The 15902-nt window shown below is 69.2% G+C and carries 13 protein-coding genes and 1 pseudogene; 4 read left to right on the top strand and 10 right to left on the bottom strand.

The genetic code is table 11. The features are described from left to right. Positions 1–561 (top strand): annotated as a pseudogene (locus tag D7W79_RS25070) (protein kinase); the annotation flags it as partial. Between the two features lie 476 nt (positions 562–1037). Continuing rightward, positions 1038–2924: a hypothetical protein gene (locus D7W79_RS25065; protein WP_120527920.1), complete on the top strand. Its 1887-nt coding sequence runs from the start codon at positions 1038–1040 to the stop codon at positions 2922–2924. 42 nt (positions 2925–2966) lie between these two features. Here D7W79_RS25065 and D7W79_RS43295 read toward each other — a convergent pair whose 3' ends face one another. From D7W79_RS43295 to D7W79_RS25025, 9 genes are all read right to left on the bottom strand, one after another. Beyond that, on the bottom strand, positions 2967–3368 hold the full coding sequence (locus D7W79_RS43295; RefSeq protein ID WP_147442042.1) for a hypothetical protein: 402 nt from the start codon (positions 3366–3368) through the stop codon (positions 2967–2969). Positions 3369–4661: 1293 nt separating this feature from the next. Continuing rightward, positions 4662–5270, bottom strand: coding sequence for an iron-containing redox enzyme family protein (locus tag D7W79_RS25060; RefSeq protein ID WP_120527919.1), 609 nt, complete (start codon positions 5268–5270; stop codon positions 4662–4664). Positions 5271–5272: 2 nt separating this feature from the next. Further along, positions 5273–6502 carry a CapA family protein gene (locus D7W79_RS25055; RefSeq protein WP_120527918.1) on the bottom strand — a complete coding sequence of 410 codons (1230 nt, stop codon included), beginning with the start codon at positions 6500–6502 and terminating at the stop codon, positions 5273–5275. After that, positions 6499–7482, bottom strand: coding sequence for a fatty acid desaturase family protein (locus D7W79_RS25050; protein WP_147442041.1), 984 nt, complete (start codon positions 7480–7482; stop codon positions 6499–6501). The genes D7W79_RS25055 and D7W79_RS25050 overlap by 4 nt, the downstream gene beginning before the upstream one ends. A 6-nt stretch (positions 7483–7488) precedes the next feature. Continuing rightward, entirely contained in the window at positions 7489–8100 is a 612-nt protein-coding gene (locus tag D7W79_RS25045) for a methyltransferase family protein (protein ID WP_120527916.1), read from the bottom strand. Next, positions 8097–9371 (bottom strand): condensation domain-containing protein, encoded by a 1275-nt coding sequence (locus tag D7W79_RS25040; protein WP_120527915.1) that lies wholly within the window; start codon positions 9369–9371, stop codon positions 8097–8099. The genes D7W79_RS25045 and D7W79_RS25040 overlap by 4 nt, the downstream gene beginning before the upstream one ends. Beyond that, the gene (locus D7W79_RS25035; protein ID WP_120527914.1) at positions 9353–10372 is read right to left on the bottom strand and encodes a hypothetical protein; all 1020 of its coding nucleotides are present in this window, start codon (positions 10370–10372) and stop codon (positions 9353–9355) included. The genes D7W79_RS25040 and D7W79_RS25035 overlap by 19 nt, the downstream gene beginning before the upstream one ends. A gap of 264 nt (positions 10373–10636) precedes the next feature. Beyond that, positions 10637–11104 carry an SRPBCC family protein gene (locus D7W79_RS25030; RefSeq protein ID WP_120527913.1) on the bottom strand — a complete coding sequence of 156 codons (468 nt, stop codon included), beginning with the start codon at positions 11102–11104 and terminating at the stop codon, positions 10637–10639. Positions 11105–11114: 10 nt separating this feature from the next. Continuing rightward, a complete protein-coding gene (locus D7W79_RS25025) occupies positions 11115–11480 on the bottom strand; it encodes an ArsR/SmtB family transcription factor (RefSeq protein ID WP_120527912.1) in 366 nt (121 codons plus the stop codon). Positions 11481–11656: 176 nt separating this feature from the next. On the opposite strand from D7W79_RS25025, the gene D7W79_RS25020 reads away from it, so the two are divergent. Together D7W79_RS25020 and D7W79_RS25015 are read left to right on the top strand one after the other, a co-directional pair. Further along, positions 11657–12496, top strand: coding sequence for an SGNH/GDSL hydrolase family protein (locus D7W79_RS25020; RefSeq protein ID WP_120527911.1), 840 nt, complete (start codon positions 11657–11659; stop codon positions 12494–12496). After that, positions 12493–13344 (top strand): SDR family oxidoreductase, encoded by an 852-nt coding sequence (locus tag D7W79_RS25015; RefSeq protein WP_120527910.1) that lies wholly within the window; start codon positions 12493–12495, stop codon positions 13342–13344. Before D7W79_RS25020 ends, D7W79_RS25015 begins: the two co-directional genes overlap by 4 nt. Here D7W79_RS25015 and D7W79_RS25010 read toward each other — a convergent pair. Then, positions 13338–15902 (bottom strand): alpha/beta fold hydrolase (locus D7W79_RS25010; protein ID WP_244221952.1); only part of this gene is annotated, 2565 nt, incomplete at its 5' end. The genes D7W79_RS25015 and D7W79_RS25010 overlap by 7 nt on opposite strands.

Below are 15902 nucleotides of genomic sequence, written 5' to 3'. Positions count from 1 at the left end.
AACCGGGCCCGTCCCCCTGCCCCCCGCCAGGTGGAGCCGGAGCTTCCGCCGCCGCCCAAGGGCATGTCCGGGGCCGTAAAGGTCGCGATCATCGGCGTGCCGCTGTTGCTGATTGGCGCGGGCGTGGCGGTGGTGATGACGCGCGGAGGTGGCAGTGAGACGCCTTCTGCCCCCGTGGCGATGACGCCTCCGAAGACGCCCGTGGAAGCGCCGCCCACGCGGGTGCAGGAGCCGGCGACGCCTCCTCCGGCGGCCCGTCCGCAGGACGTGACGGTGGAGTTCACCTCCACGCCGTCCGGCGCGGCCATCTTCGACGGCGAGGCGCAGATTGGCACCACGCCCACGAAGCTGATGCTTCCGCGTGAGAAGGCCTCCGTGCTGCGCTTCAAGCTCGCGGGGCACCAGGACCAGGAGAAGACCCTGGACTACAGCCGGCTCGCGGACACCTCGGAGCAGCGCGTGAACGTGCGCCTGGACCCGGTGCGCACCGCCCCGCCGCCCCGGCCCACGAAGCCCTCGAAGACCGGTGGCAACGACCCGGGCATCGGCGTGTTCGAGTAGGCCGCGGGTTCGATTCCCTCCGCCTCCATGCAGAATAACCCGCCGCTTCTAATCCTGCGCATATTGAAAAAGGTGATGGCGCCCGCATGTGGGACCAAATTTGGTCTTTGGGAACCAAAAAAGGACCAAATCACGAACCGCGCTTGGCCTGAGCCTGCTCCGTGCTGGCTGGAGGCTGGTTGAGGGTGAGGGCTGGAGCAGAGGCGTGGAGGAGGGCCGCTGAGGGGTGGCTGCTGGGCAGTGCGCCAGGCCGGTGCAGCGGCGGGGCAGTCCCCTTTTGGCCCCCCCGGCCCAGGCTGTCCTAGCAGGCTGATCGCGAGCGCGAGCGCGAGCCGCTCGGACAAGCTCAAGGCCGCAGGAGACCAAGCCTCACTACGCACGACGGGTGCCGGAGCGACACAGCATCAGCGTTCTGCCCAGACCAAAGAAGCAGTCATGCAACGATCCATGGGCGCAACCAAGCATCGGAGGATCTCATGACCCAACCCGTCTCAGGGGACGCAATCGTCCTGCTCATCCGCATCCACCCGCCTGAATCGTCAGACCGCGCCGCACTCTACGAACGTGTTCGGAAGTGGTGGAAGATGAGCCTGGCTCAGGCCGAGCGCGCGGAGCGAGTCCTCGCCATCGTCAACGGGACTGTCGTCGAGGTCTACGAGCCTCAGCAGTGGTTGGACGCTCCAGCCGACGAGGCTGAAGGGCGGATCGGGTTTGTTGGCCATGTCGCTTCTGATCGCGACCGCTGGGTCGGAGTGAGCGTCCAGCACCTGTTCAAGCCGGGAACAGCCAACCCAGTCCGGTATCTGCCGGTCAACGTGCTTGAGACGCGGAGGGCCGCCGCGGAGGCTGACAGCGAGCTGGCCCTGTTGCTCCGGCTGAACCAGTCATGGCACGACGGCATCTCGCCGAAGGAGCTTTACGACGTCTCGCGTGCGTGGTGGGTGCTGGCACCCTCGAAGGCCGAGCAGGTGACCCGAGTGCTGGCGGTGGCAGGGGGCATAGTCCGCGAGGTCTACGAGCCCAACGAGTGGATGCCGTCGCCCGTACCCGGCCTGGAGAACCGGATCGGCTTCGAAGGGATCGTGGCTTCCGACCGAGACAGGTTCCTCGAACTCGACGTCAGCCACCTGTTCCCCCCCGGATCGGCCAACCCGGTAAGGTACCTGCCGTTAACGGCTCTTCTCACGAAGCCAGCGACCATCGCTCCGCTATCTGCGCCGACGCCCACCACTTCCATCGCAGAACGCGAGACGACAGAGCCCGGGCTCCGTGAGCGTGTCCTACCGTTGATGAGCGCGTTTGAGGGTGACCTGTTGTGGGCTCAGTCCCGAGCGGGTCAAGAACTCTTTCACTCGAACACGATTGCCTGGCTGCTGCGGTCCTTCTCAGAAGCTGCGACACCGATCATCGACGTCCTCGGCGCGACCTCGTACGGCCCCTTGGCTCACATCGAAGTGTGGCGAGAGCGCAAGAACCTGGACATCGTGATCAATCCTGTCGGCAGCAACCCGAAGGTGGTCGTAGAGAACAAGCTCTACTCGATCCCCTATCCCGCGCAGCTGACCAAATACAACGACTACGACCTGCCGTGGTCAAGTGGCCACTCGTCGTCCGGCGCAGACAACACGCGGTACGTGCTTCTGAGCCTGATGCACCCGTCGTTCCCACTCCCGCGACCCTGGAAACACGTGAACTACCGCGACCTCGCGAGTGCGCTGGACAGGATCAACGAGTCGCGACTGGGCCGGACCGCAGATCTGTTCGTTCGCTACCGCGCTCTCGTGCACCGGCTTGTTTCCTTAGCCGAGGCCGTCGACCCAGCTCAAGCTCTCGATGAACCCTTCTCCGTGGAGGAAGTCGTAGAGAGTCTTCCTGGAGGAAGCCTCGACGGGGCGATCGTGCGGATGCGCTTTAGCGGGCTCGCACAGGTGATTCAGTCTCACTTCAATGAGACGAAGTCCTTCGAGGTAGGCGGAGACAAGGGCGGCCTCATCACCTATTTCCGTCGCCTCGCCAGCGACCGGAAGGTCGGATGGCAGTTTCAGCAAAATCAGCTCAGGTTCGTCGTCACCGTTGAGTCAGGAGAACACACAGTCCCGGGTAAAGAAGCCGCACGCGCAACCGTGGTCGAGTCGTCGTACCTCGGCTTCTTCAATCACACCGATGTTGCGGCAATTCTCGGATCCGACCTGAAGTCGAAGACCTATCAGCCCAGCCAGTGGAACCACTTCAATCCTGACTTCGTGTACCGCCACCGTCCCGTGAAGCCGTCAATCTCCACCGGCGTCCTAGCCCGGGCGCTGGCCTCGATGACAAGCCGCGTGGACGAGTGGGCAGAGCGGAGCGGCTACAGCGAGGCTTGACCTTCAAGCCACCGGCAAGAACTGGCTCGGTGCCTATGGTCTTCACCGGCTCGCACGAGGAGAAGGGCGTGAGGTTTTTTGCCGTGTCCTGTCCGAGGGCACCTTCCTACGTCGTATCTTCTGTCTGGTTGCTTTTTTCACATCCTTGCGCGGCTTTGCCCCAGAAACGACTTCACGCATCTCATCGTTGAACTGCTTGATGAACATCATCGCATTCATGAGCGCGTCCACAGGACCTTGACCGAAGATAGGCGTCACCTTGGTCAAATGCCCCTCGATCATCACTGGCGTATACCAGCAGCGCTCCTGCGGGAAATGGACGGGCTGCCCTACCGTGAGTCTTGAAGTGCGCCGTTTACCCTCGGGAGTAGTGTATCTCCAGTAGTCATCCGCGATGGGGGCTTCGATCCCGCTCAACTTCGGGCGCCAATCATCTTCGGGCACATGTCACCTCAGCGGTCAGATTTAGCGGGAGGACCGAAATACGCATTGCAAAACACGATGCACGCCTTTTTGGAGGCCCTGCTAGTCGCCCAGCATGCTCGCCTGATCGCATTCTGCCTTGCAGTCCTGTCAGGAAGCGCCCTACAGAACGACTCCATGGCCTCACCACCGGCCTCGCATGCATGCGTGCACGCGAGTGACTTCCAGGGGTCTTTAATATTCGGCTCATATTCCTCGCTTGGAGTTGAGGGAGCCGAGTCTGATGTCAAACTCCTCTCTGGAGTTGCAGCCTCGCGCCGGAAGAGATTCTGGGAAGCCGTGCTCCGCCACTGGGAGGATGGTCCCGATTCAGCTACCGGCGATCCCAAGGAAGGCCTTGAGGCAGGAGTTGTTGCGCACGCCAATAGAAGTGTGCAGACGGAGAGCGCCTGGAGCCGAGGCATAAGGTCCCACCAGCATATGGGTAGTTCTCTCAGCAACCAATACCCTACGCCCATCCCGAACACGGCACGGAAGACTCCGGCGGGCACGTGTTGGGCCGGGCTTGATTCAAGCTCGAGCGTTTTGAAAGATCAGAACTTCGGTGAGGGCCACCGTGGCGGTGCGGGCCGAGCCGGAGCTCCAGGGGAGCTGGGGGATGTAGGCCCTCAATGCGTTCGGACGATCAGCGAAGAGAAAGGGGCGTGTTGTCGTGCAGGGAGAAGCCTTCTAGGAAGGAGTACCGAGGCTGCTTGCTGAGAGGGAGCAGGACATCCAGTTCCAGTCAGCGCAGTCGCTGCTTCAGAAAATTCGTCTGGTATGCCTGCTGCGCGTCCTTGAGCCCTTGCGCGGGGACAGCACCGTCCCCTTCGGCCGCCTGCGCTCGTACACCCCCGTGCTCCCCACCTACCCCCTCACCAGCCACACCTCGTCAGGGCACACACTACCGGTGGGCTCTCAGGGAGTTCCGCCAAGCCCACCCAGGGAGTGCCGTGCTGGGGGGGCCTTGCGGAAATGGCGCGACCGGGGTTGGAGCACTCTCGCCAGAAGTTCCGAGCGGCGTGTTCGATTCCCGCCGCCTCCACCATCAGAAGCCCAGCAATCTCACCGGGTTGCTGGGCTTTTTCTCTGGCCGCGTGGCCGCATGTGCCCTCCTGCACCATGAACTCCGGCGCAAAGGTGTCGTCCTCACCCGGCGCGTGCAGCGACTCCAAGAACTCCTGATGCGTGATGCCGAGGTCAGGGTACTGATAGGCGACGGGCTTCCCAGACTCGGCGAGGGACTCGCCCCTGGCGGGCCCGCGGGGGCCCGACCTATGCCTCCGCGAGCGCCCGGCGGTGGATGGCCACCCAGAAGTCCGCCGCCTGGCGCGCGCCGTCCAGCAGGGGCTCGGGACCGTGCGCGCCAAGCGACTCGCAGAGCGCCTGGGCCCGCGCGCCGTGCTCCACGTCCACGTCCAGGTGCACGAGCAGGAAGCGCGCCCGCGTCCTGTCCAGGCCGAGCCGGCCCAACCCCTGGCGTGTGTCGCCCCCGAGGTGCCGCGCCACGCCCTCCAGCACGTACAGCGCGCCGAGGAACGAGAGCTGGCGCTCCGCCGGGATGCCTTCCCAGAAGGCGTGGAACACGGAGACCTCGCTGGGCGTGGCGTCCGACGGCGTGCGCCCGAAGGCCGCGAGGTCCGCCTTCGCGAGCTGGTAGTGGGACTGCTCGTCCGCCGCGAGCTCCGCGAAGAAGGCCTTCAGCTCGGGGAGCGTGGCGCGCCCGGCCGCGAGCCGCAGCCGGTCTCCACTGCGCAGCGTGTAGTGGTACATCATGTCCAGGAAGGCCACGTACCGCTCGGGCGTCACGGCCGGCAGCCAGCCCGCGACCTGTCGCGCCATGCCCACGGTGAGTGCCTCCAGCTGCTCCCGCATCGACATCATCTTCAGTCCCTCCGGGTTGAAATCAGTCCGCCCAGGGTGCGCCTCGCATGCGCGAGGTGCGGCGCCGCGCGCTCGGGGCCCAGCTCGTCCACCGCCACCACCCCCGCGTCCAGGAAGCCCTCGCCGCCCAGGCCCCGCCCGCTCGCCGTGGGCACCGCGCGCATGTCCACGGGACGCAGGGAGCCCCCCGCGTCCCGCGCCAGCGCGAGCTTCAGCACCGCGCCCGTCTGGCACGCCCGCGTGGGCATGATGCTCAGGAAGTTGCCGAGCGAGTACGCGATGAGCCCCACTCGCGGCGGCCCTCCCCGGCGCACCTGCGCGGGGCACGTGGTGTCCCCGCCGTCGATGGAGACCAGCTCCACGGGCTGCAGCACGTGCGGCGAGGAGCCCCAAATGATGTCCGCCCCGCGCTCGATGAGGCGGTAGGCGTGCTCGCGCTGGAGGGACTCGGGCCAGGACTCGTACTCGAAGCCCCAGTGCGGCATGAGCACCACGAGGTCCGGCCCCACCGCGCGTGCCGCGTCGATGAGGGCGCCCAGCCGCTCCCAGTCGGGCGCATGCCGCGGGCTGCCCAGGCGCGTCACCGGAATGCCCTCGGGCGGCGCCCCCGCAAGGTGGTTGATGTCATACGTCACCGCGGCAATGCCCAGGCGCACCCCGGCCACCTCCAGGCCCGCCACCGCGTCCTGCGCCCGGGGGCCTCCGACACAGCGGTGCTCCGGGCGGGCCAGCACGCTCTGGCGCGTGCGCTCCAGCCCTTCCGCGCCCTGGTCCAGCGCGTGGTTGTTGCACAGCGAGAACACGCGGTGGCGCGCGGTGCCCTCCCACGCGTCCAGGTAGCCCGGCGGCGCGTTGTAGTGGAGCGTCTCGTAGACGAACCGGGGCACGGGCCGCGCCGGGTCCACGGGCGTCTCCAGGTTGGCGAAGGCCACGTGCGCGTCCGCCATCAGCGCGCGCACGCCCGGGGAGAGGGCCTCGCGGAAGCCGCTGCGGATCCACATCACATCGCCCACGGCGCACAGGTTGAGCGCCGCGGGCGCGTCGGGCTTCCAGCTCCCGGAGGCGAGGTGCCGGGCGACGCGCGCGAAGTGCTCGGCGTCCTCGGCGCGGCGCGGCTCGGGGACGTGGAGGAGGCTCTTGGCGATGTAGCGCAGGTTGAGGTCCCAGCGGGACAACGGCCAGCGGCCGTCCTCGTAGCGGATGTCCGCGTACAGCTGGCGCAGGGCGTTCATGGGCGCTTTCGTTCCAGGGTGACGAGCCGCACGTCCTCGTCCACGACGGTGGGCCCGGCGAGCAGCGCGCGCCCCATGACGTCGAGGTAGCTGTCGAAGACGGGGGCGCCGCGCGCGAGCAGCCCGGGGCGCAGGTGGGTGTGCAGCCTCGCGAGGTTGTAGCCGGGCACGCGCGGATAGAGGTGGTGGTCCAGGTGGTAGTTGAGCCCGTTCCAGAGGAAGGTGACGAGCCGCGTGCCGCGCACCGTCGTCGCGGTGTGGAAGCGGTCCCCGCGCCACGTGTTGGCGTGGTGGTCCGCGATGGACTTGAGGCCATTGAGGGGGCTGGCGAAGAGCACCGGCAGCAGCCAGCACTCCACCGCGCCGGGGACGAGCCCGTGCCGCGACAGCAGCCAGAAGAGCCCCGCGTAGAAGCCCGCGTAGCAGAGCAGCACCGCGCCATGGCGGCGCAATCGCGCGCGGGTGAAGTGCTGCAGCGGATAGAGGACGTTGAAGTAGATGAGGCTCAGCGGGATGCCAAGCAGCACGGTGGCGTAGAAGAGCGCGCACAGCCCGAGCGAGCGGCGGCCCGCGTTGTAGGCGTCGGGGTCCTTCCGCGTGCGGTTCCAGCGGTGGTGCGCGAGGTGGTCATGGCGCATCGGCTCGTAGGCGATGCCCACGAGCAGGCTGAGCGCGTTGCCGAAGAGGCGGTTCTGCCACGGCCTCGGGAAGAGGTTGTCGTGCCACGCGTCGTGGTCCAGCTGGATGAGCCCCATCACCGCCCCACCCGCCAGCATCCACAGCGGCAGCTTCACCCAGACGCTGTCCGCACTGGCAATGGCCACGGCCGCCGCGACCCAGACACCCAGGTGCAGCGCCGCCATGCCCACCGCGCGCAGGGGACGGATGCGGAGCAGCTCCACCAGCTCGGCGCGGGAGGGGCCGGGCTCCGGGGGCGCGGCACCGGGCGGATCAGCGGGACGCGAGAGGGCTGGCGGCATGGCGGGTCAGAAGTACCGAGGGACGCGCTGGCAATAGCGCGCGTAGGGCTCACCGAGGCGGTCCGCGAGGAACCGCTCCTCCTGGAGCACCAGTTGATGGAAGAGCCCCCCGAGCGCCGCACAGGCGCCCAGCGTCACCACGGACGGAGCCCAGAGCGAAGCCCCTACGAGGTACAGGTAGGAGAACACGTAGATGGGGTTGCGCGAGTGGCGGTGGAGTCCCCCCTCGTGCAGCTCGGGCCGGGCCTCCCCCGCGTCCACGCCGATGCGGAACGCCGGGCCCATTCCATACTGGGCCCACAGCATGCCCATGAGCCCCACGACACCGAGCACCCAACCCACGAGCGGAGGAATGGGCAGCAGCGGCCGTCCCCAGGGCATGACGGACCACGCGGGCCAGAGCGCGGCCGCGAGCACGGAGCCGGCCCAGAGCAGCGAGACGCCACTGATGCGCCGCGTGACGCGCGTGTGCGCGGAATCCGCCGCCGCGCTCCGATAGGCCAGCGGGCTGCGCCCGAAGCGCAGGCGGTAGACGAGGCTGGAGCCCAGGTGCCCCGCGAGCACGTGCAGGGAGATGAAGCCCAGGTACACCCCGGGCGCCTCGCGCAGCCCCATCATGGCGCGAGCACCTCCGCCCGCAGGCCGAAGCCCGAGGACGCCCACCCGGCGACGCGCTCCGTGAAGTCGCGCAACTCCTCGCGTGTCCAGAGGCCCTCGAAGGCCGCCGTGTTGATGGTGAGCGTGTCCGCGAACGACAGGCCCGTGGCGCCCCAGGTGGCCGTGTGGCTGCGCATGGAGCGGATGCGGAACGGCGCCTCCGTGAAGTGCGCGTCCATCCGTCCCAGGTAGGTGACGACGAGCGTGTTCGTCCGGGGCTCGGCGATGAGCCCGGGGCGCGCGTTCTTGCGCAGCACCCGCGCCGGTGCGAGCCGGGCCACCGCCATGCACTCCAGCGCCGTCGTCCAGTGCACGCCCTCATCGAGCACCCGCTGCACCTCGGAGCGGACGAAGCGGGCCAGCTCGCGCGGGGCCTCCAGCCGGGCGCGGACCTCCTTCAGGGAGAGCTCGATCGGCACCGCGGAGCAGCCATTGCCCAGCGTCCGCCCGAGCCCCAGCATCCGCCGCAGGTCCACCGGCATGCGCAGGCGGATGCGTCCGTCCGCCGGGGACTCTCGCAGCGCCACGCCCGCGAGCAGCGCGGAGAAGAAGACCTCCGACGCCTGGAGGTCCGTGTCGCCCTGAGGAAGCGTGAGCCGCGCCGTGGCCAGGAGCGCGGGTCCGGCGGTGTCCCCACTGCGGCGCAGCCCCATTCCCCGCTGCGCCAGGAGCCGCCGGCGCGGACTCGTGAGCCCCAGCACCCGGCCAGGCTGGCGCAGCGCCGCGAGCAGCACCTTGCCATCCGTGAGCGTCGAGGGCTCCAGCGGGCGCGACTCCGACCCGCGTCCCGCGCAGAGCAACCACAGCCGCTCCAGCAGGTGCGCCAGCGCCTTCGCGTCCCCGATGGCGTGGTGCAACTGGATGCCCAGCAGCCAGGGCCCCTGGGCCGCGTCCACCATGGGATGCAGGTGCAGCCGCAGCGGCACGTCGCGCGTGAGGTCCACCCGCGTGTTGATGACTCGCGCCACGGCGTCGGGCTCGGACAGGGGCTCCGCGCCTTCCACCAGGGCCGCGTCCACCTCCGCGTCCCCGCGCACCGCGGGCACCCATGCGCGGCGCGCGTCGTTCCAGGCCACGTTGAGGCGCTCGCTCTCCCGCACCAGCGCGCGCAGCCCCCGGCGCAGGAGCGCCACGTCGGGCCTGTCCTCCAGCCGCAGCAGCACCGTGGCCCAGATGGTGGCGACCTCGCCGTCCAGCCGCGCCATCACCGTGTCTACGAAGTTCGCGCGCATCGCTCCATCCATCCCGCGAAGAGCTCCCGGGCCCGCGCGCCGTCCAGCCGGGCGCGGCTCACGGCTTCGCGCGCGGCCCTCGGGTCCGCCACGTATTGGAAGACGAGTTCATCCGGCTCGCGCTGGTGGAGGCGGATGCCCGTCGGAAGAAAGCCGGCCGCGAGGAGCACCGGCGTCCCCTCGGCCACCCACCGGGGCTCGCCCATGGGCAGGTGGATGAGGTCCACGCGCGCCCGCTCCGACGTGAGCGCCGGGGTGCCCTCCGCGCTGAAGCCCACGAGGACCCTCCGCTCCAGACGCAGCGACGCGTTCCAGTCGAGCGGACGCAGCACGGCGCCCTCCCGCGGTGCCGGGCGCTCCAGCGGCGTGAAGGCCACCGACTCCGCGAGCCCCACCCCGGCCAGGATGGACGCGAGCCACTCCCCCCACGGGCCCTCGGGCAGGTAGCGCCGGCGTGGCGGCGGGGGCGCGAGCACCGTCGTCATCGCCAGTGCCTGCATGGGCACGCCCAGGCCCTCCCCTACTCCAATCACCGTCTCGCCCCGCGTGTAGTTGACGACGAGGCCCATGGGCATCGCCCGCATGAAGCGCGAGGCGTAGCGCTGCGCCATGACGTGCAGCGTGGAGGTGTTCTGGTGCAGGAAGCCCACCCAGCGCCCGAGCCGCTCCAGCAGCGAGCCCCACAGCGCCTCGTGCTCGGCGCGGCCCGTGAGGGTGCGTCGGCTCGGCAGCGCCACGGAGAGCCCCGAGTCCAGCGAGTCCCGCCCCGGCGTGCTCCACAGGCCCGTGTGCCACAGCAGCGCTCCGCGCGCGTCGAACTCGCCGAGGCTCAGCAGCGCCCCGTCCCTCCAGAGCCGCACGGCGCCGCCGGGCTCGTAGAGGAACGGGTAGGAATACGTCTCCGCGTAGCGCGCGTGAAGCAGCTCGCGGAAGGCCGGCTCATCGGGCTCGGCCAGCCAGCGCGTGTGCTCGCTGGGGTTGGCGGCGCGAAGGTCGTCCATCAGGGAAACAGCTCGGTCCCGGCCCATGTACGCGAGCAATGCATCCTTGAGGCCAGCCGGGAAAGACCCCGCTCCCGCCCGGACGCAACCTCGCTCGCCCAGCCTCCCGTGCAGCGCCTGGCACACGCGTGTGAAGCTCCCTGCACAGCCGGTGGCTCGCCAGGGCACACGCTACCGTCAGCCCCCCTTGGAAGCCCGCCGACGCTGGCGCGGGCTTCCTGGCGCGGTGGCGCGGGTTTCACTCCTCCCGCGGGAACGAGGGCTTCATGCCCGTCCTGCGCCCAGGGTGACGAGAAGCTCGTCCAGTTGCTCGAACGTCTCGACCAGCGCCTCCGCCGCCCCGCCGGCAGCGTCGAGCGCTTCCTTCGAGTTGTAGAGCTCGCTCACGACCAGCAGCGTCTTGCCCTCTTTTTCCTCGAAGGTCACCGTGGTGACGGACCCGTTGTCACCACCCTCCTCATTGGTCCAGACGAGGCGCGAGTGCGGTGTCACTTCGGTGTACGTACCGAAGAACGCCATCCCCTGACCGAACACCAGACGGTACTTGCCCCCGGTACGAACATCCATTTCGCAGGAAGCCAGGGTCATTCCCATCGACTTCGGCACCCACCACTTCTTGAACAGCTCGGGCTTTGTCCACGCCTCGAACACGATGCGTGCCGGAGCATTGAAGGTTCGCGTGACGACGGTCTCACGCTCGGACTTCTGTTCCACGGTCGTGCGGTTCTTCATGGGTGTGGGCTCACTCTCTCTTCTTGCGTCCATCGACCTGCTCCTTGCGTTTCAATTCCTCGACAACCTGTTCCAACGCGTCGAAGCGTGCGTCCCAGAGCTGGCGGTGCCTCTCGAGCCACGCCATCTCTTCCTCCAGTCGGCGCGGGCCGATCTTGCAGGTCCGCACGCGCCCGACCTTCTCCGTGCTCACGAGCCCGGCCCGCTCCAGGACACCGACGTGCTTCTTCATGCCCGTGAGGGTCATGTTGAACTTCTCGGCGAGTTCCGTGATCGAGGCCTCCGCGCGCCCGAGCTGCTCCAGAACACCGCGTCGGGTGGCGTCGGAGAGCGCGGCGAACGAAGCATCGAGGCCGGCATTTGCATACTGAACCATGTGGCTCAGTGTCTAGCACGACCCCTGCGCGTTTGGGCGTGGAATCTGAGCAAGTCACTCGCCGCTGCGTAAGGACGGAGTCATTTCAAGGGGTTGGCCGCGGGGCAACGCGAGCTGACCGTGCGGCCCCTGTCCGGTACCTCTATGCGCCTCCCCAAGCACCGGAGATGGAGCACATGGAATGGTCACCTGAACAGAGGCGCTGGCTCGTGAAGGTCCTTCAACCGGAGAGGACCGTCTCGTCGCTTCCGGGCGGCGGCAAGGTATCCGCCGAGACGTGCGCCGCCTTGCTCGGACTCGAGCCGGAGACGTATCGCGCCGAGCTCGCCCAGAGCCAGAAGAGCGCGAGAGAAGCCGCACAGGGGCTGCTCGCGGAACCCGAGTTCAGCCGGATGCTGGAAGAGCTACCGTTGCGCAAGAGCGCACGCATTGTCACATTCGGCGACAGTCACACGGCGGATCCTCAGTCCTGGGCGGTCATTCTCCAGGAGCTGGTGGCTGCTCAGCGTCCCCATGATGCGGTCTCGGTGGCCATCAACGCTGTAGGCGGTGAGACGACCACGCATGGGTTGGTGCGGATGGGGAACGCCCTCATCCAGGAGCCGGATTGGATCATCTTCTTCATCGGCGTGAATGACGCGCGGACTCAAGGCCCGAACGCGGGCAAGACGCTCGTTGACGCCCGTGAGACCGCGCGCAACCTTGAAGAGCTTCGCTCCCGTGCCGCACAGGGGACGCAGGCACGTCGCCTGTGGATGACGCCTCCCCCGGTCCTCGAGGATCGCGTGTCGAAGCACTGGGGCCTGTCCCGCTTCGGAGTCCACTTCCGCAACGAGGACGTCCGCCGTGTCGCGGAGGCCATCCGTGCCCTCGAGGAGCCCACGGTCGACCTCTTCGCGGCCTTCGGCGCATCTCCACCGCCGGAGCTCTTCACGGAGGATGGCCTGCACCTTTCGCTTGCCGGTCAGCGAAAGGTCGTCCTTGAACTCATGCGAACCTGGAGCCGCGTTCAATGACATTCCTGGTGACTGGCGCGACAGGCAATATCGGCTCTCTCGTCACCCATCGCCTCATCAAAGACGGGCATCGTCCCCGCGTCTTTGTCCGGGATGCAGCCCGAGCACGGGCGCTGTTCGGCGACGCGGTTGACATGCACGTCGGCGACCTGGCCAGGCCAGGCCCCGCTCTACGGAAGGCACTCGCCGGCAGCGACGGCGTGTTTCTCCTCAACAGCGGGCCACGGCTCGCCGGTCGGGACCGGGTCGTCGTTCAGGCCGCTGCGGATGCGGGGGTCAAGCACATGGTGAAGCTCTCGACGCTGGACGTCCGGACCGGGGTGGGGACCGGTCCATGGCACGCGCGCGGCGAGGACGCGGTCCGGCAGAGCGGTCTGCCGTACACGTTCATCCAGTCAGCCGCCTTCATGTCGAACGTGCTCGGTTGGGCTGAGTCGATTGCCACGGAGGGGGTCCTCCGTTCCTCGACCGGGCAAGGAAGGATCGCATTCATTCATCCCGACGACCTCGCCGACGTCATCACCCACGCACTCACGACGGGCGAGCACATCGGAGAGTCACTGGTGGTCACCGGACCCGAGGCGCTGAGCTACGCAGAAATGGCGGCCAGGATTGGCGCGGTCATCGGGAAGGAGGTCCGCTACGAGGAACTCTCAGACGAAGAAGCCCACGAGGCTGCACTCGCATACGGGGGTGGCCGGCAGTATGCGGACGCGCTTGTGGACATCTGGCGTGCCATCCGAGACGGCAGACTGACGACTGTCTCTGACGGCGTTGAGCGGATCCTCGGCCGCAAGCCCCTCCCCTTCGACCGTTGGCTCCATCAGAACGCCGAAGCCTTTCAGTGAGGGGTCATGGCCGGTCCAGCCTCCGCGGGGCTGGAGGACTCCTCCGGGGGCGACTCCAGCACGCGGGCCAGGGCCCGGCCCAGGACCTCTACCTGCGGCGACTGGAGCACGGAGTAGTGGGTGCCCGGCACGTCCACCACCCGTAGGTCCGGGGTGAGCGCGGCCCAGCCCCGGGTGCGGTCGCCGCCCTCGTCCACGTTGGCCTCGGTGCCTCGCAGCAGCCACACCGGCACCCCGAGCGGCTCGAGGACGTGGCCGGAGAGCGCGGCGAGGCAGGCGTTGAAGACGCGCTGGCGCCGCTGAAGCCACGCGAGCCCCACCTCCGCGCCGAACACGCCCGAGCGCTGTCCGGCCTCCAGCAGGTAGCGCAGCAGGCGGTGGGAGTCGCCTGGCGGCACGTCCGGGGGCAGCGTCTGTGGCAGGCCTGTGGTGTGCGCCAGGTTCACGGTGAAGAGCTGGCCCTGCGTCGTGGGGTCGTCCACGCGCAGGCCCCGCGCGTAGGACGTGGGGCTGGGCTCGATGAAGACCAGCCGCTCCACCTGCTCGCCCTGGCTCAGCAGCTGGCGCGCCATCTCGAAGGCGATGAGGGCACCCATGGACCAGCCGCCCAGGCGGTAGGGGCCGTGGGGCCGCACCGTGCGCATCGCCTCCACGTAGAGCGCGGCCAGGTCCTCCAGTGAGTCCACCGTCGGCTGTCCGCTCTCCAGGCCCGGCGCCTGGAGGCCGTGGAAGGGCTGGTCCTCGCCCAGCTGCCTCGCCAGCTCCGCGTAGCCCCACACCGTGCCGCCAATGGCGTGCACGCAGAAGAAGGGCGGGCGCGTCCCCTGGGGTTGCAGAGGCACCAGCAGCTCCGCGGCGGCGGGGCCCGCCCTCAGGCGGGACAGCGGCGCGTCCGGCGTGAGGACCGCCTGCTCCAGCAGGGCGCGCAGCTGGCCGGCCCAGCGCGTGGCGGTGCCCGGGTCGAAGAGGTCGCGGTTGTACTCCAGCACGCCGGTGAGACCGGTCTCCGGCTCCTCCCACAGGGCCAGCGTCAGGTCGAACTTGGCGGACTGGCGCTCCACGTCCACGAAGCTCAGGGACAGTCCGGGGCCCATGGGCTGGGACACCGGCGCGTTCTCCAGCACGAAGAGCACCTGGAACAGCGGGGAGCGGCCCGGCTCGCGCGCCGGACGCACCGCCTCCACCACGCGGTCGAACGGGGCGTCCTGATGCGCGTAGGCCCCCAGCGTCACCTCGCGCACGCGGGCGAGCAGCGCGCGGAAGCCCTCCCCCGCGTCGACGCGCGTGCGCAGGGCCAGCGTGTTCACGAAGCACCCGAGCATGTCCTCCAGCTCCTGCGCCGGACGGCCCGCGATGGGTGAGCCCACCACCACCTCCTCCTGGCCGCTCAGCCGCGACAGGAGCGCCTGGAGGCCGGCGAGCAGCACCATGAAGGGCGTGACGCCCTCGCGGTGGCCCAGCGCCTTCACCGACTCCGACAGCGGCAGGCCCAGCCGCACCGGCACGCGCCCGCCCCGGAAGGTCTGCACGGCGGGGCGCGGGTGGTCGGTGGGCAGCTCCAGCGCGGCGGGCGCTCCCGCGAGCTGGCGGCGCCAGTACGCCAGCTGCGACGCGAGGACGTCCTCTGTCAGCCACGCCCGCTGCCAGAGCGTGTAGTCCACGTACTGGAGCGGGAGCGCGGGCAAGGCGGGCGGCTGATCCGCGCTGAAGGCCTCGTAGAGAGACGACAGCTCCCGGGTGAGCACGGCGGAGGACCAGCCGTCGGAGATGATGTGATGCAGCGTCACCACGAGCAGGTGGTGCCGCGCTCCCAGCCGCACGAGCAGGCCGCGCACCAGCGGCCCCCGGGCCAGGTCGAAGGGCACCTCCGCCTGGGCCGCCGCGAGCACCAGCGCCTCGCGCTCCCGCTCCGCCTCCGGCACGCCGCCCAGGTCCGCGAAGCCCAGCGCCGGTGGCAGCTCCGGCAGGATGACCTGCAGCGGGCCCTGTGCGTCCTCCTGGAACACGGTGCGCAGGCTCTCATGGCGCTGGTGCAGCGCGTGGAAGCTCCTCACCAGCGCCCGGGTGTGCAGCGGCCCGGTGAGGCGCAGCGCCGCGAGAATGATGTACGCGCTGCCGCCGGGCTCCAGCCGGTCCAGCAGCCACAGCCGCTGCTGCGCGAAGGACAGCGGCAGCCGGCCCGTCCGGGGCACCGGCAGCAGCGGTGGCACGGCGGGGGTCGCATCCCCCGCGTCGCGCGCGGCGTCCACCCGCGCGGCGAGCGCCTGGAGCGTGGGCGCGTGGAAGAAGGCCTCCAGCGGCAGCTCCACGCGCAGCGACGCGCGCAGCCGCGACACCACCTGCGTCGCGAGCAGCGAGTGGCCCCCCAGCTCGAAGAAGTGGTCGCCCAGGCCCACGCGCTCCACGCCCAGCACCTGCCGCCAGAGGCCCGCGAGCAGCTGCTGCGTGGGCGTGTGGGGGGCTTCGTAGGGACGGGGGCTCGCGCGCTCCAGGACGGGCGCGGGCAGCGCCTTGCGGTCCACCTTGCCGTTGGGGTTGAGCGGCAGCGCGTCCAGCAC

The organism is Corallococcus exercitus, assembly GCF_003611585.1.
Classification (GTDB): domain Bacteria; phylum Myxococcota; class Myxococcia; order Myxococcales; family Myxococcaceae; genus Corallococcus; species Corallococcus exercitus.
This window is presented reverse-complemented; position numbering and strand designations above follow the sequence as displayed.